This window comes from Marinobacter manganoxydans MnI7-9, assembly GCF_000235625.1.
Classification (GTDB): Bacteria; Pseudomonadota; Gammaproteobacteria; order Pseudomonadales; family Oleiphilaceae; genus Marinobacter; species Marinobacter manganoxydans.
Window position 1 is genome coordinate 68,713 of the sequence record NZ_AGTR01000032.1, and the last position, 20,771, is coordinate 89,483.

Sequence of the window (20,771 nt, forward strand, 5' to 3'; positions counted from 1 at the left end):
TAGCAGTCTGTCCATCTGCCAAGAGGCGCTCGGCCAGGCCATGGTCTAACCTTGATCCTGCATCTCGTTGACTGCTGCCTTTTCTGGCTCAGGAAAGCGTACACCCAAAACAAAAACAGGAACCGGGGACCGTATGATTTTTGATTACATCATTGTAGGTGGCGGATCGGCTGGCGCCGTGATGGCGGCGCGATTGAGTGAGGACCCCGATGTCAGCGTCTGTCTCCTGGAGGCAGGCGGCAAGGGCGATCACTTGCTGACCCGCGCGCCAGCTGGTGTGGTCGCAATCATGCCCGGCCATGGCAAGATCAATAACTGGGCGCTCAATACAGAGCAGCAGCCCGAGCTGGCCGGGCGTCGAGGATTCCAGCCCAGAGGCCGTGGGCTGGGTGGTTCCAGCCTGATCAACGCAATGCTTTATGTGCGTGGACACAGCGCGGATTATGATGGATGGGCCGAGCTGGGTTGCGACGGATGGGGATGGGACGATGTTTTGCCCTACTTCCGCAAAGCGGAATGCCATGAAGGTGGAGCCAGCGAATACCACGGGGCCGATGGCCCACTGCATGTTTGCAAACAGCGATCACCAAGGCCCATTTCCGAAGCCTTTATCGATGCGGCTAAAGAGCACGGCTATCCCGCAAGCGACGATTTCAATACCGGCGACAACGAGGGCGTTGGCCTCTATGAAGTTACCCAGTTTCATGACACCGAACGCAATGGTGAACGCTGCTCCACCGCTGCGGCGTATTTGTATCCGATCATGGAACAGCGCAACAACCTAAAGGTTGTGACCGGTGCCCGTGCGACCCGAATTCTTTTTAACGGAAAACGTGCTTCCGGCGTTGAGTATCGACTCAAGGGCCGATCGCTCACGGCCTCAGCAAACCGCGAAGTCATCCTATCCGCCGGTGCCTTCGGTTCACCGCAGTTACTACAGCTATCCGGAGTGGGAAACCCTGAAGACATCCTCCCGCACGGTATTCCCATGATTCACGAACTGCCGGGTGTCGGCCGAAATCTGCAGGATCATCTGGATTTCATTCTGGCCTACAAGTCCGGGGATACCGATAACTTTGGCTTCAGTTTAACGGGCATGAAAAACATGCTTCGCCATTCCCTCCAATGGCGAACGGATGGGACGGGTATGATTGCCTCGCCCTTTGCAGAGGGGGCGGCATTCCTGAAGTCTGACCCGGAGCAGGACAAGCCAGACCTGCAGCTGCACTTCGTCGTCTCCATCGTGGAGGATCACGCCCGTAAACTGCATTGGGGACACGGCTTCAGTTGCCACGTCTGCAACCTGCGGCCGAAATCCCGAGGGCGTGTTTTTCTGCTCAGCGCCGACCCAATGGCCGATCCCGGCATCGACCCCAACTATTTGTCCGACCCGGACGACCTGAATCTGACTATCAAAGGCGCAAAAATCACCCGGGAGATTCTCGAAGGGCCTGCACTCTCGCCGTACCGACAATCCGAAATGTTCGGCGTTCACGACGGCATGAGCGATGAGGAATGGGAACGCCACATTCGCGCCCGTGCGGATACGATCTATCACCCGGTGGGCACCTGCAAGATGGGCATAGATGATCTGGCCGTGGTTGACTCCAGCCTCAAGGTTCACGGACTTGAGGGTTTGCGGGTGGTCGACGCTTCGGTCATGCCGACTTTGATTGGTGGTAACACCAACGCCCCGACGATCATGATTGCTGAAAAGATCGCCGATACGATTCGAACCAGCGGATAAAGGCCTCACTAAAGGTGGCAAAATGACAACAAAAGACAAACCAGTTGCTCTAATCATCGGGGCCGGAGACCACCTCGGCTCTGCCATCGCCCGGCGCTTTGCAAAGGAAGGCTTCCACCTTGTGGTCACCCGCCGGCGCGGGGATCTTGATCTTCTCAGCTCGGAAATTCAGGCTCTCGGCTCGAGCGCGACAGCCATCCATTCCGATGCAAGGGACGAAGACCAGGTCATTGAGCTGGTTGAACGCGTTGAGTCAGAGCATGGCCCAATACGGGTAGCCGTCTTCAACGTGGGCGGAAACGTTCGATTCGATATCTGCGAGACCAGCACCCGGGTCTACCGGAAAGTCTGGGAGATGTGCGCACTGGCCGGGTTTCTGGTCGGGCGCGAGGTCGCAAAGAAAATGCTGCAACGCAATGAAGGCACTCTCCTCTTTACTGGCGCCTCCGCGAGCCTCCGCGGCGGACGCGGCTTTGCGGCCTTTGCCGGCGGCAAGCATGCGCTGCGCGCCCTGGCGCAAAGCATGGCAAGGGAATTGGGCCCGCAAGGGATACACGTCGCTCACGTGGTGGTGGATGGCCTCATCCGCAATCAAGCCACGGCAGAATTTTTGCCGGACCTCTATGCGAGCAAGGGCGAGGACGGCATTATCGAGCCCGACGAACTCGCGGAAATCTATTGGCAGCTACACAACCAGCCACGCTCAGCCTGGACTTTCGAGCTCGATGCGCGGCCTTTCTCAGAGAACTGGTAACGCCCCGGAGAAGCTGTGTCGGACTATCAGGAGCCGGGTATCAGCCGGCTCCTGTCGTTCCTAGACGTAGAAGTCCAGCTCCTCCTGGGATTTCAGAAGATCCCGCATCTTGATCGGGTCGTCACCGAAAAAGAACACAAGCCCCCAGTGAGTACCAAAAGCGGATCGGTCCGGAACTGTTTCCTCGGCAGGGGCCACCAACTCGTGCGACTCGAAGTAAGGATGCTCAATGCACTCTTTGGGCATTTCCAGCTTGCTCACCACGCGGCGTCTCGGATAAACACCGAAGCAGCCGGCATAACCTTTGGCATCGACCACTTCGCGGGGGAAGAAGGCATCGACCTCTTCCTTGGTGCTCTTGGGATCAAACACCAGCATGGAAGCCTGGTAGGCATTGAATCCATACGCGCGTTCAATCAATTCGAAGGCCTTGAACCCGGGTGGGCGATACGCAACTTCGCCAAAGTACATGGTGCCGTCGCTGGTTACGAAGTACTCCGGATGAATCAGACCGAACTGGATATCAAATGTTTTGACCAGCAACTCGATCTGCTTGGTGATTGCTTCGCGCCAGCTTTCAAGTTCCTTCGTGGCAGGAACAAATACCGAGTAACCCAGGGTGACGTACTCTGAAATATTCAGGAATTTGATTTTGCCATCGTGGATCCAGGCCTCAACGGCGAATTCCCAGCCACTCAGGTGACTTTCCATGAGCAGGGGGTATTCCTCGTCCGGAATCGTATCGATTTCTTCCAGAGTGCGGATCATGCGGTGACCCAGGCAGCCGGCTTTATCGAAGGCCTTCACGTGAATCGGATCGTCCGGGTCACCATCCAGTTTGAGCAGCGTCTGGTTAACCCGCTTCATGAAGCGAATGATGTCATCCTTTTCGTGGGCTTCTTCGAAAATCCCGACGCGAATACCACCAAGCTGGGCCCGACGTTTCATCAGCGCCTTGTCCCGGAACAAAATGGATTGGCCGTACATACGCGGATTATTCAACAGAACAGAGTTGATCGCGCCTGACCATTCCACCGTTTCCTCGAACAATGGGATTGCGACATCCACGCCTTCGGCTTTCAGCTTTTCAGCGATTTCCATGGACCGATCGTTCAGGCGAACAAAATCCCAGGGAATGAAGGGAATATTGTTGGCCGTGCAAAAATCGGCAGCCCAATCCGGGGCAACCACGATATAGCGGCGATCGAACTTCTGAGCCGCCTTGATCGCATTAATACTCCAGCCAAGAAGGGCAATATAGCCCTTGTTTGGGTCCTTGGGTGTTTCCGTTCCGAGAACCGAGTCCATGGAGGGATCGCGCCAGGCCAGCACTTCCTGCGACATTTTGGATTCCGGTATGATCGCCATAAGTTAACCTTTTATATTCGAAATAACGCAAAGGGCATTGGCAACAACCCGATGCGTCAGACCAGAGTGTCCCAGCCAAACGCGGAAATTAGTTTCCATACACAACAATCTAGACCCTTACAGGCCAGGAAGCGAGCCTGTCCCTCCACTATCAAGACGATTGCGAAAGGATCTCGAGTCAAAAGATGCAAGCATCCAAAGGCCTGCCTGCAGAGATTTTCCGTTTTATCCCCGCAGCCTGTAGAAGGGTTCGAGAACCGGCTTCAATCCTTTTGCATCGTCAATGAACAGCTGCAGATGCGGGAAGGGAATCTCTATACCGGCGGCATCCAGGGCTTCTTTCATCTGCTCGAGAATATCGGCCATGATTCTGGGCCGAACATCCAGGTTATCCGGCGTTATCCACACTTTGACTTCGAGGTTCACTGACGAATCACCGAGGCTTTTGAGCAAAACACGGGGCTCCATGCCAGCGCCCTGCAAAACTTCGGGATGTGCCAGCAAAACCGGCATCAGCACTTCCCTCGCCGCCTTCGCAGATTCCTTGTAAGCAATCCCCACGGGAATATTCAGGCGTGTCACGCCCTCTGCGCTGTAATTGATGATATCCGTGGAGGCAACACTGTCGTTTGGAATCATCGTGAAGATATTATCCCGGGTTCGCAGCCAGGTGGTTCGCAAGGCAATCTTCACCACTTTGCCTTCCTGTCCGTTGATGGTGACCCAATCACCGATTCGAAAAGGCCTTTCAATGAGCAGGGTGATTCCCGCAATGAAATTGGAGAGAGTGGATTGCGCTGCAAAACCAACGGCAATACCGACGATGCCCAGACCGGCGATAATCGACACCACATCGAAACCGAACTGGGCAAGCACCGTCACCACCGCAAGGGTTGCGGCGATAACCGCAAACAGATTCTCGACCAGTTGCCGGATGGAAGGATCCATTCGATAGCGTGAAGTGCCTTCCTTGATCAGACGCCGGAAAACTACCCAGACCACGTAGAAACCGAGGACCATGAAACCTGCCCTCGCCATCGCCTTGAGAACCTCAGGAGAAACCCCGAATTGCGCAAGAATAACTATCAGCGCACCCAACCCGGCCAGATAGCGCAGGCCGCTGCGCATCTGGATGTAAAGAGGGGTTTTGGTTCGCCGCTCACCAAGACCCAGCCTGATGGCAGCGATCAGAATCAGATAAACGCCCAGGAAGACGCCAAGGTAGATTACAGAGACCAGCAGCTGGCCAAGTACCTGTACCAGCAACGCCCCCCAGTCGAGATTCTCGCCTGACACTGCCTGAAAGGCATCGCCAAGATTTCGACGGAGCTGCTCAATCAAATCTGCACCGAATGATTCCATCATGATCTGCACGACACCTTTGCTGTCCGTACATCAAGTAAAGGCGCGAATGGCATTTTGCTCAAATGCCGATCCGAGCCTCTTTGAAGCGTATGTGCAAGTTACATTGACTGGTCACTCTGCAAGGTGCTCAATATAAGAACGACGACCTTGTGGAGGAGATAACGATGAAATGAATTGTGCTCGCAGTAATTGTCGCGATCATCGCCGTCTGGCTGTATCGGGGCAAACGCAAAAACTATATTGAAGATCCTGATGTGAAAACATTCGATGAGAAAGACTACTACCTCACATCGAATGACAACGCCTCAGATGACGAGTCCTCCCCCGATCAGAGCAATCCTCGTCACTGAGATGGGCGTTACTTTTTCAGGCTGATCTGCTTTGAACCCGTGGGGGATACTTGTCCGCTTTTGCCCTTGCCGACGTATTCCACAGATCCGCCCGCTTTCAAAAACGCGGCTGTCTGTTCTTCAATGGCAGCAGAAGTCAGGGTTACTTTCTCGGGTTTCTTGCTCATAGTGATATCCAGGTCGGGATGGCTTAATTAATATCGTAAGCCTTCCATTATACCTGAAGTGGCTAAAAATTGTTCGCTCCCTATAGACTGCGCGCTTCACGCGCCTCAGCCAGGCTCCCCTTGTTCTCAACATTTGTATAACCGGCACGCTCCAGAGCCGATTTTGCTTTACCTGCCCTGTTGCCACTGCGGCAATAAAGATTAATCTCGGTGTCTTTATCCGGGAACCTCTCGGTAACCTCCGCAACGATCTGGTCATGCGGAATCAGCGGGTCTCCATCTATGTGGCTTTGCCGGTGTTCCGCCTCTGTGCGGACATCGATCCACACGGGCTTCGCGTGCGCTACTATCGGTGCCAGCGCAAGTGATAGCAGGATTAGCACCGCTTTCACTGAAAAAGACACTCTCATAACCAACTTGCTCCCTATTTTGAGGCTCTACAATTAGTCTATACGGGTAAACTTACCGGAGGAGTTCACCGCATGGAAACCGCTGACATCTTCCTGTCGCTGCTGTTCGGCTGCATCGGTTTCGCCTATTTCATGTATGGCCGGCGCAGGAAAAACATCGTCACCCGCTACTGCGGCATTGCCATGATCCTGTATCCCTACCTGGCCAGCAGCGCCTGGGAGATGCTGGCAGTGGGTGTAGGGCTCATGGTTGTGCCACGGTTTGTCGAGTTATGAATAGTGTGGGCTCAGCTCAAGCTCTAGAGGCGCTCAATAGCCTTGAGCAAAGAGCTGAAGGCTCTGGAAAAGCTGCGCTCAGCCAATCGGTCCATTACCCCACCCAGCAGCGGCACTTGCACATGCCCTTCAGAAACCCAGGTTACCCGGGTCTGTTCACCTTCTGCCTTAAAAACAATCTCTCCCTTCGTGTGCTGAACGGCGAACGGGCTCGATTTTTCAATTTGATAGTGCATTCGGTTTGGCCTCTCGAACCGGGTAATACGCTCAGTGAGTTCAAGCCGGCCCGCTCCGATAATTCTCAGGGCGCCAGTGCCATTTTTCTCGTCTCTACCCTCTTCAATCAGTAAAGACTTGCTGACCCCGGGAAACCGGGCATAGCGGGCGTGGTCGGAGATGGCTTCGAAGACTGACTCGATATCCTTCTCGAGAACTCGTTCGACATGAATGCGAAACATGGCTACTCCTCAATAGTGGGCTCACAGACAGGATACGCTCCCACTCCATCAAACGAGTGGGATTTAGCAGAATACCCCTGTCTCGGCCAACTGCCGAATGATCTGAATCGTCTCAATGTCTGTGGCTACATAGGCCTGTTCAAGATACTGGTCATAGGGCATCGAATCACCACGGTTCTCGATGCTCGCTGTTTCATACCGGAAACGGACAAACAGTGATGCCGGCTCGGGCTCTTCGATATCCATGACAAGTGTTGCGGCCGGGAGGGTGGCCGTTGGCTGAGTCCGGCACTCTATCCTCGCCTCGTGCCAGAAAGTAACTTCATCGACCACCTGCAGTCCCGGCAGCTGGAGGCTACGCTTCAGGTAAGCCGGGCCCTGATCCAGAATCTCGTAATCATAGACACCAACGAGGAACTTGTCCGGGCGCCGGGCCCTGAGCACCAGCCCCTCCCACACCTGGAATCGGGTCAGAACCGGTAGCTCTGGCTTGGTCAGGTCGTTTATCTGAACGATATGCTCGAACGTCATCTGGCCTCCTTTCGGGTGCATCGCAAGGCACGGTTTCAATCGCTCGCTTTTTTGCGATGAATGCCGGGTTATTAAAGTCCGATTCACGGTTTGGGTACGCGTTTAAAAAGTTAACAGTCTACAATTCAAAAGGATGACCACTGATATGGTCCCAGTGCAAACTGATAGTCAAATAATTCGTAAAAGGGAACTTTAAATCCCAGTGAACTATCGCCAACTCTTTCTTGCTCTGATCCTCGGAATCCTCGCCCTTGCGCTCTGGTTGAGCCCAGAGTTCAAACAGATTGCCGCCGGCGTTGCCATTTTTCTGTTCGGCATGCTCTCGCTGGAGAACGGGTTTCGCCAGTTTACCGGTGGTTTTCTCGAGAGCGTGCTGCGTCGTACAACCGATACGATTCCGAAAAGCCTCGGTTTTGGCATCGTCAGTACCGCCATCATGCAGTCCAGTTCCCTGGTATCGGTGATCACGATCTCGTTTTTGAGCGCCGGCTTGCTTCCGCTGATCACGGGTATCGGCATTATCTTCGGCGCCAATCTTGGCACCACGACCGGCGCCTGGTTATTCGCCACCATCGGTATGAAAATGAGCCTTTCGGCCTTTGCCTTGCCGATGCTTGTCTTTGGCGTGGTACTGAATTTTCAGCAACCACGAGCCTGGAAAGCCTTCGGTGCAATTCTCGCCGGGCTCGGGTTTCTGTTTCTCGGTATCGATTTCATGAAGGCGGGCTTCGAAAGCTATCAGTCGGCTGTCGATCTGCGCGAGTATGCAATGGACGGTATCTCAGGACTTCTTGTCTACACAGGCCTCGGAATTCTGGCGACCGTCGTGATGCAATCCAGCCATGCGACGCTGGCGCTGACTCTGGCCGGTCTGGCCACGGGCCAGATTACCTACGAAAACGCTCTGGCCCTGGCCATTGGTGCAAATATTGGTACAACCGTCACCGCTCTGATCGGTGGTCTGGGTGCAAATATCACTGGCAAGCGTCTGGCAGGCGCCCATCTCCTGTTCAACGCGGTAACGGCGGTGATTGCCCTGGTGCTGATCGAGCCCCTGCGCTGGTCAGTGGATGCCCTGTCAGCCCTCATGTCGATCGCCGACGATGACTACACGGTCAAGCTCGCCGTATTCCACACCCTGTTCAACTGCCTTGGTGTTGCCATCATGCTGCCACTGATATCGAGAATGGCACGGGCACTCGAGCGCTGGCTGCCAGAGCGAGAGGAAGAGGTCGCCGCACAGCCGCGGTACCTGAATCAGGCTGCGATGGACTCACCCGATAGTGCAAACGCGGCAGTGCGCAGGGAGGTCTGGCACCTGTTCGATCAAGCCTTCGTTATCCTTGCCCATGGTCTCCACCTGCACCGCGAAAATATTCGCCAGAGCGATGACCTTGAAGCGATGATTAACAATTCCCGGGAACGCATCGATATCGACATCGACCTGATCTACCGACAGCGAGTAAAACGCCTGTACAACGCCATTCTCGACTTTATTTCCGGGCGAATGACCCGGGAGTCGCCGGCCAACTCCACCGAATCGCTTTATCGTCTTCAGCATGCTGCCGCGGAGATGGTCGAAGCCATCAAGCATGTCAAACACCTACGCAAGAATCTCACAATTTATATGGCGTCGGATAACGCCACGATTCGCAAAGAGTACAACGAGCTTCGACTGCGAGTCGCGATGGTACTGCGTGAGACCCATCGTTTTTACGAAGGCCGGTTTGAGGATGCCAGCGCAGCAATACTGGAGCTCGACGAGATCGCTGTGCGTGCACGAGTAGACCGCGAATCGATGGTCGGTCGTGTCACAAAACTCCTGGGTGCAAAACGGATTGATGCCGCCATGGCTACGTCTCTGCTAAACGACTCTGCCTACGCCAGCGAAACCGTCGATGCTATTCTGACAGGAACCCGCGAGCTCCTGACTGCCATGGATGTTGAAGCCGCTCGAACCACAGAGGAGCTGTCGGTGAGCGACGCAGGGCGGGCAGAAGTCATGCCATGACGAATTCCGATTAAGCTTTAAACAGAGAGGACGGAACAGTGGGTTTCAAGGATCTTGTGGCGAAGCTTGACGATATTCTGGGCGACCATGACAAGGGTAAGTCCCTGGAGCTTGAGGAACTGAAGCGGCTTGAAGAGCGGCTGGTGGAGAAACAGGAGAAATACCGCGACCGACTGACTTCCGGCGCCCCGGGGGAAACACCCGCTCAAACAGAAGTTCGCCTGCGAGTCGTTGAGGCGCAACTTGCCAAACTGAGAGAGCTTATGGAAGAAGCATCCCCCTGATCGTGAAGAAAAGCATAGCCGCTAACAGTCCCGATAATGGAACGGTGACAATCCAGGCAGCCACAATCCTGAACACCGCTGATCGCTTTACCAGCTCCTGGCGATAAACCTTTTTCAGACCCTTGCGATCGCTTTTCGAGATCGGTGCCGTGCCACCATTATTCCTCTTGAGGTTCTGTAGAATTTGCCCCTTCTCCTCGAAGGAAGCTTCCTCGAACTCCTCCAGCACCCGCTCTACTTTCTCCCGGTCCTCTCCGGCATAGTGCGCCTCGATCTCATCAATCTTCTGGCGATAGGTCGTTTTGAGATGTTCGCGCAAAAAGCCAACGCCAAACACACCCCCTATCGCAATATGCGTTGAGCTCACCGGAAGGCCTAACTGACTGGCAACGATAACCGTAACCGCCGCAGCCATCGCTACGCAGAAAGCCCGCATCCGGTCGAGCTCCGTTATTTCCGAACCTACCGTGCGTATGAGCTTGGGGCCAAACAGTGCCAGGCCAAGCGCGATACCAAGTGCACCCACCAACAACACCCAGCTGGGAATCGCGGCCTTGGACGCTATTCCGCCCTGAAGCACGGCTTCATTGATCGCGGCCAGCGGGCCGACTGCGTTGGCAACGTCATTCGCGCCGTGGGCAAAGCTCAGAAGCGCGGCCGCAAAAATCAGCGGGATAGTAAAAAGGCCATCAACGCCCGCCTTGCTGTTTTCCACCTCGGCGGAGTGGCGGTGAATCAACCATTTTGTAAGCCACCACACGATGGCTCCGACGATTGCCCCCAACCCAACGGCGGGGAGTAACCCGATCTCGACAATCTTGCTTAATCCCTTCAACGCCAGATAGGTCGAAAAGACCCAGGCCATGATTGCAACGAACAGGGGAACGTTGTGTTTCGCAGCTTGGGCAATATCCCGCTTGTAGGTAATCCGGCGCTTGATAAGGTATAGAGACAAGGCTGCAATGGCACCGCCAAGCACCGGGGAAATAACCCAACTGGCAGCGATCTGGCCGAACTGGCCCCAATCAACAATGCCCGAGCCTCCGGCAGCGATGCCCGCACCCATAACACCACCAACAATTGAGTGTGTCGTGGAGACTGGCGCGCCTACGTATGTGGCAACATTCAACCACAGTGCAGCAGCCAGCAAAGCGGCTATCATGAGCCAGATGAAGGTGTCGGCATCGCCAATCAGGGCAGGATCAATAATCCCCTTTTTTATCGTGCTCACCACATCGCCACCGGCGATAAGCGCGCCGCTGGCCTCAAAGATCGCGGCAATGGCGATTGCACCCGCAAGCGTAAGAGCCTTGGAACCGACGGCAGGGCCTACGTTATTGGCGACATCGTTTGCGCCAATATTCATCGCCATGTAGCCGCCGATCATGGCCGCTGCCACCAGCATGACCATGTTTGGCGCATCCGCCCCTATCGAGCGGACATACAACATGATGCCGACAATGAAGATCACGGCCACACCGAGGCGAAGCACCTCGGCGCGCCCATAACGGGTTGCCCGTTCTATGGCATTGATCTGCTCCAGCTCCATCAGCCTACCGCCAAGGTGTCCATCATTGGTGCGATAACCGGTGACTTACCGTTCGCTTCAATACAATGTAGACCAAAGCCAGAAAATTTTGACCGGTTTTGCGCACGGCGAAGGAGCCGACAATAGCCAGCGGGCCGTCAGATTGAAGTTTTGAATATCGGGATTGCGTCTAGCCTGTGCAGGATGTGTTTAACTATAACCAACCATTACCAGAGGATAGTCTTTCTTGACCTCGAAATCCTGGCTAAGCCATTTGCGCCCCCACAAGATACCGTTTCGGCGCCGATTCGCCCGAGCGTCCGTCGCCCTTATCTTTCGAAGCACAGAAAACGGTGGCAAGGAGCTGCTCTTTATCCAGCGGGCCCGTCGGGAGGGTGACCCCTGGTCTGGCGACATGGCTTTCCCGGGCGGCCGCCTGCAACCTGAAGATGCATCTGCACGGGCCGCTGCCGAGCGGGAAACACTGGAAGAAACCGGCATGGATCTGAGGCGCCACGGCCGTTTTCTCACCCGGCTGTCCGACCTGGTCACCCGCCATCACAGCCGCTGGCGCCCGATGGTGGTCACCCCCTATGTGTTCGAGTGGCGGGGACCGAAGTCGGTCTCAACGAATCACGAAGTCGAGCGAGCGGTCTGGGTGCCGATGGACTACCTCGGCGCAGACGCGAACCAGGGCCGACTTTCCTGGCGCACGCCCCTGGGCACACTCAACATGCCCTGTTGCCGTTACCAGGATGCCTGCATCTGGGGATTAAGCTACAGCATGTTGCAGGAGCTACTGGCATTGGCCCCTGACAAGAATGAGAGTTCGATCCATGACCGTTGACCGTAATCGCCTTGCCGCTCTCGCTGCGGAACCTCATTTCTATCGGGGCAGGTACCGCAACCTGGAGCCAGTCCCCCGACATGGCATTGGCGATTTTATGCGCTGGCAACTGGCCCCGGGCCGCAACTTCCCGAAGGGAAAACGCTTCACGCTGCTGCGGCCAGATACGCATTCCCTGATGAATCCGCCCGAAGAACCACAACTGGTCTGGCTGGGTCACGCCTCGTTCCTGTTCCAGTATCGTGGTCTGAACGTGCTCACCGACCCGGTACTGTCGGAACGCGCCAGCCCCTTTCAACTGGTCGGGCCGAAGCGTTATACACCGCCGGCCCTGACGGTAGCAGACATGCCGCCGATTGATTTGGTGCTGATTTCCCACAACCACTACGACCACCTTGATGAAAAAACCGTGCGCCAGTTACACCGGCGCTTCGGAGCCAACCTGCGCTGCTGCCCATTGGGGCCTACGACCCGCGCTGGTTCATGGCGCCGGTGCACGTGGCCCCGGAAGAGGCGGTGAGCATTCATCAGGATATCGGTTCCCGACAGTCAGTGGCGATGCACTGGGGCACGTTCGTGCTCACCGACGAGCCCATGGACGAGCCGCCCCGACGGCTAAGGGCCGCCCTGGAGCGACAAGGGCTGAACGAAACGAACTTTCGGGTGATGCAGCACGGGGAAGTCTGGTCGCCGGCTTCGAACTTATAACCTGACGACGCCCTCTCCCTGATCGTGCAACCAGCGCCGCCAGTCGAGGGCCAGCATGCTTACACCACCAATGTAATTGTCGTTGACCAGATAATAGGAGATGGTGCGATCTCCCCGATTAAAGTTGTGCATCAGGCGCACCACAAAGTTTCTTCGGGTAGGTTTGGACATCAGGAAATACACGAACTGGCCAGACTGGGCCCGCAGGCTTCCGCGCCCCGACAGATCAGAATGTCGCCACTTGTTGCTTGGCAGCTTCAATAGCTGATCGATGCCCGCCAGACGGCCCTGTTCAAGTGCCTGATCAACCACCCACTGATTTTCACGGTGGCGCTCAAAATACAAGCCGGATTCATCGCGCTCAATGGTCTCCATCTGCTCTGCCAACCCTTCGTTCAGCCAGGCTGGCGCATAGGGAACGATGGTATCGACAACCGCATGACTCACTTCGTGCTTGATGGTTTTGAAGGTGAGATTTCTGTTTTTACGAATATAGACGACGATCTGGTGTTCGGAAGGTATGTAAAGCCCATAAGAGGCAACAGCCATCCCCCTGTTCCGACGGACGAGGTAGTTACGGTATGCCGCGCTGTCTTTGAGAATCAGAATATTGACCGGCACCGTCCGGTGCATATCAAAAGACATCACCCGGTCGAAGAACTCATAGACGTTGTTTACGCCTTCAACGATCTGCTGGTGTTCCGCTTCGCTCAGCTCAACATCAACAGTTCTGATATCGATCTCAAAACGCGACCATTCAGAGGCACCTGGCTTAACATTGACCACTTCCTGCGCGACCCGGTGATCCTGCCGATCGCCAAAATGCACCTGGCCGTTTTCATCCACCCATTTATAGATCTTTGCAGAAACCGGGCACGCAGCCATCATAAACAGCGTTAAAACCACCACTGGATAAACGGCTTTCCTTAACCTTTTAATCACTGCGCCTTACCCGATAAAAATTGAAAGTTAGTCTCGAAACCCAAAATGGTTCGGCGAAAGAACGGTGCCGCCAACACCGGTAGATTTAGTGTAACGCCATTTTCGATCAGGTACGCAGTTCAATAATCTCACCAGTCACACCGTTTTCATTCACTACAAGCCGCCCCACCGTAATCGGCAAAGTAAAGCGTCTGGGGCCTGCGCCACCAGGATTGAAGTACAGCACATCGCCAATCCACTCGTTACGGGGTTTGTGGGAGTGGCCAGCAATCACCACGCGGTAGCGGCCTTGCGGATCGAAGTCGAGGGTTTTGACATCGTGGAGCATGTAAAGGGCCTGGCCGAGAAACTCCAGATCTCGAGTGTCGGGAAGCTCGGCTGCACGGCCGGATTTATCGATATTACCGCGGATGGCAATGACCGGCGCGATCGCCTCGAGCGCGTCCAGAACGTCGTCCCGCCCGACATCGCCGGCATGCAGGATGACCTCCGAGCCCTTCAAGGCTTCCAGGGCTTCTGGACGCATTTTGCTATGGGTATCTGCAATCACGCCGATCTGCATGCCTGCCCCCAGATGCTTAGTGGTGGTGGCCGCCCGGGCCATGCGCGTGGCCGTGGGCTATCTCTTCCGAGGTCGCGGCGCGCACGTCAATCACCTCAATATCAAAGGTCAGGGTTCTGCCGGCCATCGGATGGTTGGTGTCCACATCGGCAAATTTGTGGCCCACCTTCGCAACAACCACGTGGCGAGGCCCCTGCTCGGTCTGAACCTGAGCAACCATGCCCGCCTTCCAGCGTTTGGCCCCCATCAAATGCTTGATCGGCACCCGCTGGATGGCATCGGGCTTGCGGGGCCCATAGGCTTTATCGGGAGTGACAGTCACACTGAAGGTATCGCCGGCATCGCGACCTTCCAGGGCTTCTTCCAGGCCCTTGATGATGCCGCCATGGCCATGCAGGTAGGCGTTCGGCTCGCCGCCGTGGGAGTCTTCAACAGCGTTGTCTTGCTCATCACGAACGCTGTAGTGGAACAGGACGACCTGATTCTTTTCAATTGGCATAGGGTTCTCTTCGATGATTTTAGATACGCCATTATAACGAGCAGCGGAGCTGACTGCAGGCAAGTAAAAGCAGGACAGGAAAACCGGGCCTAAACTTCATTCGCCTTCCGAAACTGCCCCTGATAATCAAAAACCCGTTCCTGCACCTGCCAATAGTGCTTCTGCTTACGCGCAATCACGAAATCCGGTGCCGGCAATAAGGCCTCCAGCTCAAGCACCTCATCCGCTGAGCTGAACTCTTTCGGGGCCTGGCTATTGGCAAAGCGACGCCCGAACATTTTATTAAAAACAGCGCGTTGGCCCGGCTTGCTGAAATCAAACGACTCGCCGAGTTCTTCCCCATCTTCCCCGTGATAGGTGATCTTCAACTTGCTGCCATCGGCAACCAGCGATATCCCGGCGCAGCGGATGACCATGGCATCCTTGAGTTTCAGCGCATCTCTCAGCTGATCATCCGGGTCGATGATGGCTTTCTGGCACTGGTGGCAGTTACGGGCTGCGATATCATTCTCGGCCCCGCAATGCGGGCACTCCTTGAAGCGGAAACGGTAATCGCACTGCTGCGGGCGTTCATCCTGAACCCCGTCAACCGGCTCCAGCAGCCCCTGGCAACGGCGGCCGTAGTGCTCGATCACACGGCCATCATCGTCTGTTTTGCCCCAGAAGATATTGGCAAACCCGCAGCCCGGGCAGAACACCTGCACCGGCTCACTATCAGGGTTCGGTTTCGGCTCCCCCACCTCCGGGTGATGCAGGTTTACATGGTTGCCGGCGTAATCAATTACAAGGCAATCCTGCTTGCCTTCGTCCAGACGAAGACCACGGCCCACAATCTGCTGATAGAGACTCACCGACTGGGTGGGCCGAAGAATGGCGATGAAGTCCACATGGGGCGCATCAAAGCCCGTGGTGAGCACAGACACGTTCACCAGATATTTCAACTGCCGCTGCTTGAAGCGCTGAATCAGCAAGTCCCGATCCTTCAGATCGGTGGCGCCCGTTATCAAGGCAGTTTCGTGTTCTGGCAGGTACCCGGCAACCTCCCGCGCATGCTCCACGGTGGCCGCAAAGATCATCACGCCCTGACGCTCGGCAGCCAACTCCACAACCTGCTCAATGATCGCCCGGGTCACGCGCTTATGTTTGCTCAGCAGCTGGTTAACGTCCCTCTCGGCGTATTCGCCAAAGCGGTCCTGGGGCAGCGCAGAGAAATCGTTTTGCGCCACTGCCGCGTTCACCAGCTCCGGCCGGGTGAGATACCCCCGGTTGATCATGTAACTCAGGGGCAGCTCGTAAATGCAGTGCTGAAAGGGCTTGTCATCCTCGCCCCGAACAAAGCCCCGATAGTGATAGCGATAGATCCAGCCCATGGCCAGACGGTATGGCGTAGCAGTCAGCCCGAGCACTTTCAGAGAATCGTTCTGTTGCCGCAAGAGCTCTATGATGCGCTGATACTGACTGGTTTCTTCCCCGCTGACCCGATGGCATTCATCGATAATAACCAGCGAGTATTCGTCCCGAAACTGATCCAGGTTCGCCGATACCGACTGCACACTGGCAAAGGTCACCTGGTGGTGACTTTCCTTCCGCTTCAGCCCGGCGGAGAAAATTCCGCCGGTTAATCCATAACTCTGATACTTGGCCTGATTCTGCTCCACCAGCTCCTTTACGTGGGTTACCACCAGGATCTTTCGCTTCGCGAGACGCGCCAACTCGGCAATAACCAGGCTTTTCCCCGCACCGGTTGGCAGCACGATAACGGCGGACTCATCGGTTTTCCGAAAATGAGCCAGCGTGGCGTCAACCGCTTCCCGCTGGTAAGGCCGGAGTTTGAAAGGAGCGTTCATTTTGGAGGGCTTACTCGTTCTCAGACAGTGTGTTTCGGCTGTTAATGTTCATTGATAAATGCTCATGTGCACAACACCACTGACTGCTATCTTTGAATTGAGGAAGTAGAGGCGTTTGAGCTGACAGATACCCTGAGTTCTCCTCCAGGTCCATTACCACAGATCAGCAACCTGACTGGATTAAAGGAATCAGTCAGGCCTCCGTTTTCCAGTATAAGGAGATATTGCATGAGCAATTATATGTCGATATTGGGCGCCGTCGGGATCGCCGGCATAGCCGTCGCTATCACCGGTTGCGCAGGCTCCGTGGAGCCCCCCACCTCTCAAATGCGAGCCGCCGAATCTTCCGTTCAACAAGCGGTGTCATCCGACGCAAGAAACTTTGAGCCAGTGCTGCTGAATCAGGCCCAGAACAAGCTTGCCGATGCCGAAGAGCTCATCGACGATGAAATGAGCGAAGAGAATTATCAGAGAGCACTGCACCTTTTGGAACAGGCATCCGTCGATGCTCAGCTGGCCGGCGCGCGTGCCGAAACTGCAAAAGCCAGACAGGCTGTGGAAGAGATCAACAGGAACATCGAGTCTCTTCGCCAACGCATGAATGGAAGCCAGTAAGGGCGCCAGCTTAAACAGGAGATTGATATGAACAATCGATACATGATTTTGAGCATGGTTGTCGGCTTTTCCGTCTTCCTGGCCGGATGTGCCAGTACGCCCAAGGACAATCAGATGGTTGATGAAGCAAAGGCGGCCTATGAGGACATTCGAACCGATCCAGACGTTGCCCGCAGTGGCGACCGCCAGCTAAGAAGCGCCAGGGATCAGCTGGCCCGCGCTGAACGATTACTGGAAGAGGGTGCCAGCACCGCGGAAATCGAGCATGCGGCCTACCTGGCCAATCGCCATGCCGAGATTGCCCGGGAGCAGGCCGAACGCGCCAAGCTGCAGCAACAGATAAATTCCGCCGAAGAAAGACGCAAGGAACTGGAGTTGCAGGCTCGCTCTGCACAGGCTCAGGCTGCCCAGCAGGAAGCCGCTGAATTGCGCCGTCAAATGGAGGCTATGCAGGCCGAACAGACAGACCGTGGCATGGTACTTACCCTGGGTGACGTTCTGTTCGACCTGAATCGTGCTGAACTGAAACCTGCCGGGGAAACGACAGTAGGCCGCCTGGCTGACTTCATGGCTGAATATGAAAACCGTCGCGTGCGCGTGGAAGGATACACGGACAGCACCGGAGCAGAATCTTACAACCAACAACTGTCAGAGCGTCGGGCTGAGGCTGTAAGAGAGGCCCTGATGGATAGAGGTATTAATCGCGCCCGGATTGAAGTGCAGGGATTCGGAGAACAATACCCGGTTGCGACGAACGAAACATCCGCAGGGCGCCAACAGAACAGGCGGGTCGAGATAGTGATTTCCGATGCGGACGGCAATATAAAAGAACGTTAGAACGCGAATGCGCACCGGGACAGATTTTTGTCCAGCAAACCAATCTGTCCCGGTTTTTCGCAACATTTGAAAACTTTGCTATGCAGGGCCTTTTAATTAGCGTACTGTCTTTCTCGTTGGAAAGATCTAGCAAAGCATTTCACGAATAAGACCTCTTGTGTTGCCACACCTTTTGTCCTGTTTTTGATCCTGCACGTTTTTTTATTTCCCGCATATCGCTGATCAATGATCACAACGATCCTTTGACGGCACCTTATTGATTAATTTCAGGATAACTATTTATGTCTACAATTACCGGCAACGTTAAGTTCTTCAACGAAGCAAAAGGTTTTGGTTTTATTACTCGTGAAGGCGGCGCAGACGTCTTTGTTCATTACAGCAATATTCAGGGTGGCGGTTTCAAAACTCTGGCCGAAGGCCAGGAAGTTGAGTTCACCGTGACTCAGGGCCAGAAAGGCCCGCAAGCAGAAAACGTTATTGGCCTGTAAATAACAGCCAATACGTAAACAAAAAGGGCAGCCCCAGGGCTGCCTTTTTTGTTTGAAAGAAGACGGGCAAGATCGCTGCTGGCACCCTACCCGTTTATTTTTGATATGCCGTTTACCTTGCCGATGAATGTTGCAGTTACCGAGTTCCTGTTAACAGGGCTCTGAAGGGCTGCACAATACAACACGGAAGAGCCCATTCTTGCCGTCTGGCCCCACAAAAGAGCCGTCTGGTTGCAGGCCGGATATACCATCTTCATCAAATCGCAATGACACAATCATTTCGGCCGGCGCAGCCATTTTGAAATCCAGGATTTCGGTCACAACACCGTAATTGACGCCATCAACCGCGAACTGCTGCCCTTCCCTCGCGATCACGCGGGTATAACCTGAAGGGCTAGAGGCAAGCAGCAGACTCTTGCGGTTATTGATGTCCGCCTCATCGCTCGCCCGGAATGCCGCCCAGGATTGCCGGCTGAACGCCAATCTGGTTGTGTTCGAGCCCAAGCTAACAGCAAGCTCCACACCGGAGGCATCCGGCAAACCTCGAACGGGATCCCCTTCCTGGAAAAACACCTCCGTGGTGGCACTGGTTCCGTCGTTGGTCCAGACCAGCAAAGCGTCTTCCTGATCCAGGGTGCCGGAGTTGACCAGGAAGGCCACGGAGTCGTCGGCGCCCACATCGAACGAGTTCGCGCCGCCAATAAAGCCGGTGACCTCAAAGAGCGAGCCATCATCCAGCAGGAGCGTCTGCTCGCTACGGCTGATCCGGGTAAAATCACCGTTACCCAGCGAATCAGTGTAGATTCCCCGATTGGCCGCCCCGGAAACCGCTCTGGGAGCGAAGTAAAACACTTCGCCATTATCGGTTAACTTAGGTCTGGCAGAGTTCAGATCATCGATAAAATCTCTTGCGGAGCCACCGGCCTCCCGCACAACTTCCCGGTAGCTGCCATCGGCATTACGGACGTATATGCCTGAATCCGTCGAACCGGAGAGAGCTGTGCCATCTGCGTTCTGAAGTGACAGACCAATAACCAGCTGCTCTGCCTGGTTACTGTCAAACTCGAGGAAACCGAAGTTTTTTGCCTCGAGATTGCCGGGAAGTAGCGTTTCACCGGCCTTTAACGATTGGGCCTTCTGCCCCAAGCCTGTGATCGTCCAAAATGCGCTGCCCGCTGGATAAAACGAATCGTCTGCCACTTTGAAGGCATCCGTGTTCGACCCGGGCTTAAAGGTAATCGCACCATTGCCGTCTGAACTCAAGGACGAGAATAACCGATTACCCTGGATATTCTCTGTAAAGTAGATATTTCCCGCATCCAGTGTCGGAAACTCGGTGCCATTCCTCGCAGGGTCGCCTTCCCGGGCGATCACAGACGTTGTGCCGGCATTGCTGCGTAACAGCACCTCATTGTTAAGCCCATCGACCTGATCCGTCACCGAGCCCGATTGCTGGTTCAGGATACCGCCGAAGATGATTTGACCGGTGTTATCGATCAGTACGTTGAAAAAACCGTTGTAGGTAGCATCGCTTGAGGGCAGCGTGGCGTCGTCGGCCTGGTTAACATCAAACCTCAGCTGGGTGCCAACTTCACCGCTGAACACGGCGCCACTGCCAATGCCCGGCGCCGGATCGCCACTTACCACGATGGGCGTGATCCCGCTGTCCAGGCTATCAACCGTCACTTCACTGGAATCGGTACAGCCCTCACTGTTGCAGGCGGCAACGACATAACGGGCGCCGTTGCGTTCGGTCAGGCTGATATTGTTGGTGTATTCGTTGGTAGTCAGGTCCGAACCTATCTGGGTGAAGCCACTCACGCCGTCCGGGTCTTCAAACACCTGGTAGAAGTCTGCGTCGGCCACTGCCGGCCAGGTAAACGTCAGCGTCCAGTCATCGTAGGCGGGCGTAACCACTGGCGCGGCTGGTGCGCCAGAGGCTGTGCCACCACCCCCGCCATCACCGCTGCTGTCCCCGGTATCACCGCTGTCAGCGACATCATCGCCACCGACCTCCTCGCTGGAATCTTCCTCAACCAGGTCATCATCATTTGAATCACTGCTCCGTAAGCAGCCCGCCAGGGCAAAGCACACGGCCAAAACGGTTAACACCCTGAGTATAACATTCAATGTTTTCATTCGACTGCCTCCTTGTTCGTAAAGCCGTTGCTTTACGC

The 20,771-nt window shown here is 55.3% G+C and carries 24 protein-coding genes; 12 read left to right on the plus strand and 12 right to left on the minus strand.

Translation table 11 applies throughout. The features are described 5' to 3' along the window. Positions 1–133 precede the first annotated feature (133 nt). Together KYE_RS08700 and KYE_RS08705 are read left to right on the plus strand one after the other, a co-directional pair. Positions 134–1,747: a GMC family oxidoreductase gene (locus KYE_RS08700; protein WP_008172449.1), complete on the plus strand. Its 1,614-nt coding sequence runs from the start codon at positions 134–136 to the stop codon at positions 1,745–1,747. Between the two features lie 22 nt (positions 1,748–1,769). Next, positions 1,770–2,501: an SDR family oxidoreductase gene (locus KYE_RS08705; RefSeq protein WP_008172450.1), complete on the plus strand. Its 732-nt coding sequence runs from the start codon at positions 1,770–1,772 to the stop codon at positions 2,499–2,501. Positions 2,502–2,561: 60 nt separating this feature from the next. On the opposite strand, the gene KYE_RS08710 is transcribed toward KYE_RS08705, so the two are convergent. Then, entirely contained in the window at positions 2,562–3,809 is a 1,248-nt protein-coding gene (locus KYE_RS08710) for a carboxylate--amine ligase (RefSeq protein WP_405421057.1), read from the minus strand. A 285-nt stretch (positions 3,810–4,094) separates the two neighbouring features. Then, complete coding sequence (locus KYE_RS08715) at positions 4,095–5,234, minus strand: mechanosensitive ion channel family protein (protein WP_008172454.1); 1,140 nt, start codon at positions 5,232–5,234, stop codon at positions 4,095–4,097. 176 nt (positions 5,235–5,410) lie between these two features. Here KYE_RS08715 and KYE_RS08720 point away from each other — a divergent pair, with 176 nt between their 5' ends. Further along, positions 5,411–5,584 (plus strand): hypothetical protein, encoded by a 174-nt coding sequence (locus KYE_RS08720; RefSeq protein WP_008172455.1) that lies wholly within the window; start codon positions 5,411–5,413, stop codon positions 5,582–5,584. A gap of 8 nt (positions 5,585–5,592) precedes the next feature. On the opposite strand, the gene KYE_RS21620 is transcribed toward KYE_RS08720, so the two are convergent. After that, positions 5,593–5,751, minus strand: coding sequence for a hypothetical protein (locus tag KYE_RS21620; RefSeq protein ID WP_008172456.1), 159 nt, complete (start codon positions 5,749–5,751; stop codon positions 5,593–5,595). Positions 5,752–5,831: 80 nt separating this feature from the next. Further along, positions 5,832–6,161 carry a rhodanese-like domain-containing protein gene (locus tag KYE_RS08725; protein ID WP_008172458.1) on the minus strand — a complete coding sequence of 110 codons (330 nt, stop codon included), beginning with the start codon at positions 6,159–6,161 and terminating at the stop codon, positions 5,832–5,834. Positions 6,162–6,233: 72 nt separating this feature from the next. Here KYE_RS08725 and KYE_RS08730 point away from each other — a divergent pair, with 72 nt between their 5' ends. After that, a complete protein-coding gene (locus tag KYE_RS08730; RefSeq protein ID WP_008172460.1) occupies positions 6,234–6,437 on the plus strand; it encodes a hypothetical protein in 204 nt (67 codons plus the stop codon). A gap of 23 nt (positions 6,438–6,460) precedes the next feature. Here the strand turns inward: KYE_RS08730 and KYE_RS08735 are convergent, their stop codons facing one another. Both KYE_RS08735 and KYE_RS08740 read right to left on the minus strand, forming a co-directional pair. Beyond that, positions 6,461–6,895, minus strand: coding sequence for an SRPBCC family protein (locus KYE_RS08735; protein WP_008172464.1), 435 nt, complete (start codon positions 6,893–6,895; stop codon positions 6,461–6,463). A gap of 63 nt (positions 6,896–6,958) precedes the next feature. Next, complete coding sequence (locus KYE_RS08740; RefSeq protein WP_008172465.1) at positions 6,959–7,426, minus strand: AtaL-like protein; 468 nt, start codon at positions 7,424–7,426, stop codon at positions 6,959–6,961. A 202-nt stretch (positions 7,427–7,628) separates the two neighbouring features. On the opposite strand from KYE_RS08740, the gene KYE_RS08745 reads away from it, so the two are divergent. Together KYE_RS08745 and KYE_RS08750 are read left to right on the plus strand one after the other, a co-directional pair. Next, the gene (locus tag KYE_RS08745; RefSeq protein ID WP_008172467.1) at positions 7,629–9,437 is read left to right on the plus strand and encodes a Na/Pi cotransporter family protein; all 1,809 of its coding nucleotides are present in this window, start codon (positions 7,629–7,631) and stop codon (positions 9,435–9,437) included. Positions 9,438–9,475: 38 nt separating this feature from the next. Beyond that, entirely contained in the window at positions 9,476–9,721 is a 246-nt protein-coding gene (locus KYE_RS08750) for a hypothetical protein (RefSeq protein ID WP_008172468.1), read from the plus strand. On the opposite strand, the gene KYE_RS08755 is transcribed toward KYE_RS08750, so the two are convergent. Further along, positions 9,699–11,270 carry an inorganic phosphate transporter gene (locus KYE_RS08755; protein WP_008172469.1) on the minus strand — a complete coding sequence of 524 codons (1,572 nt, stop codon included), beginning with the start codon at positions 11,268–11,270 and terminating at the stop codon, positions 9,699–9,701. The genes KYE_RS08750 and KYE_RS08755 overlap by 23 nt on opposite strands. Before the next feature lie 226 nt (positions 11,271–11,496). On the opposite strand from KYE_RS08755, the gene KYE_RS08760 reads away from it, so the two are divergent. Genes KYE_RS08760 through KYE_RS21940 form a run of 3 tightly spaced genes read left to right on the plus strand, consistent with a single transcriptional unit; the run spans position 11,497 to position 12,804 of the window. Further along, the gene (locus KYE_RS08760) at positions 11,497–12,096 is read left to right on the plus strand and encodes an NUDIX hydrolase (protein ID WP_008172470.1); all 600 of its coding nucleotides are present in this window, start codon (positions 11,497–11,499) and stop codon (positions 12,094–12,096) included. After that, positions 12,086–12,616, plus strand: coding sequence for an MBL fold metallo-hydrolase (locus KYE_RS08765; protein WP_008172471.1), 531 nt, complete (start codon positions 12,086–12,088; stop codon positions 12,614–12,616). Before KYE_RS08760 ends, KYE_RS08765 begins: the two co-directional genes overlap by 11 nt. After that, positions 12,580–12,804, plus strand: a complete 225-nt coding sequence (locus KYE_RS21940) for an MBL fold metallo-hydrolase (protein WP_254775530.1) — start codon at positions 12,580–12,582, stop codon at positions 12,802–12,804. The genes KYE_RS08765 and KYE_RS21940 overlap by 37 nt, the downstream gene beginning before the upstream one ends. Here the strand turns inward: KYE_RS21940 and KYE_RS08770 are convergent. From KYE_RS08770 to KYE_RS08785, 4 genes are all read right to left on the minus strand, one after another. Next, positions 12,799–13,713 carry a DUF4124 domain-containing protein gene (locus tag KYE_RS08770; protein WP_008172473.1) on the minus strand — a complete coding sequence of 305 codons (915 nt, stop codon included), beginning with the start codon at positions 13,711–13,713 and terminating at the stop codon, positions 12,799–12,801. The two genes, KYE_RS21940 and KYE_RS08770, sit on opposite strands and share 6 nt — an antisense overlap. Positions 13,714–13,852: 139 nt before the next feature. Then, positions 13,853–14,308 (minus strand): metallophosphoesterase family protein, encoded by a 456-nt coding sequence (locus KYE_RS08775; RefSeq protein ID WP_039881955.1) that lies wholly within the window; start codon positions 14,306–14,308, stop codon positions 13,853–13,855. Between the two features lie 16 nt (positions 14,309–14,324). After that, positions 14,325–14,807 (minus strand): FKBP-type peptidyl-prolyl cis-trans isomerase, encoded by a 483-nt coding sequence (locus tag KYE_RS08780; protein ID WP_008172475.1) that lies wholly within the window; start codon positions 14,805–14,807, stop codon positions 14,325–14,327. An 89-nt stretch (positions 14,808–14,896) separates the two neighbouring features. Beyond that, positions 14,897–16,654: a DEAD/DEAH box helicase gene (locus tag KYE_RS08785; protein ID WP_008172477.1), complete on the minus strand. Its 1,758-nt coding sequence runs from the start codon at positions 16,652–16,654 to the stop codon at positions 14,897–14,899. A 228-nt stretch (positions 16,655–16,882) separates the two neighbouring features. Between KYE_RS08785 and KYE_RS08790 the strand changes: the two genes are divergently transcribed. The 3 genes from KYE_RS08790 (at position 16,883) to KYE_RS08800 (ending at position 18,594) form a co-directional block, all read left to right on the plus strand. Further along, a complete protein-coding gene (locus KYE_RS08790; RefSeq protein ID WP_008172479.1) occupies positions 16,883–17,269 on the plus strand; it encodes a DUF4398 domain-containing protein in 387 nt (128 codons plus the stop codon). 27 nt (positions 17,270–17,296) lie between these two features. Then, complete coding sequence (locus KYE_RS08795; RefSeq protein WP_008172481.1) at positions 17,297–18,106, plus strand: OmpA family protein; 810 nt, start codon at positions 17,297–17,299, stop codon at positions 18,104–18,106. Positions 18,107–18,387: 281 nt separating this feature from the next. After that, on the plus strand, positions 18,388–18,594 hold the full coding sequence (locus tag KYE_RS08800; RefSeq protein ID WP_008172483.1) for a cold-shock protein: 207 nt from the start codon (positions 18,388–18,390) through the stop codon (positions 18,592–18,594). 150 nt (positions 18,595–18,744) lie between these two features. On the opposite strand, the gene KYE_RS08805 is transcribed toward KYE_RS08800, so the two are convergent. After that, positions 18,745–20,733, minus strand: a complete 1,989-nt coding sequence (locus tag KYE_RS08805) for a hypothetical protein (RefSeq protein WP_008172485.1) — start codon at positions 20,731–20,733, stop codon at positions 18,745–18,747. Positions 20,734–20,771: the final 38 nt, after the last annotated feature.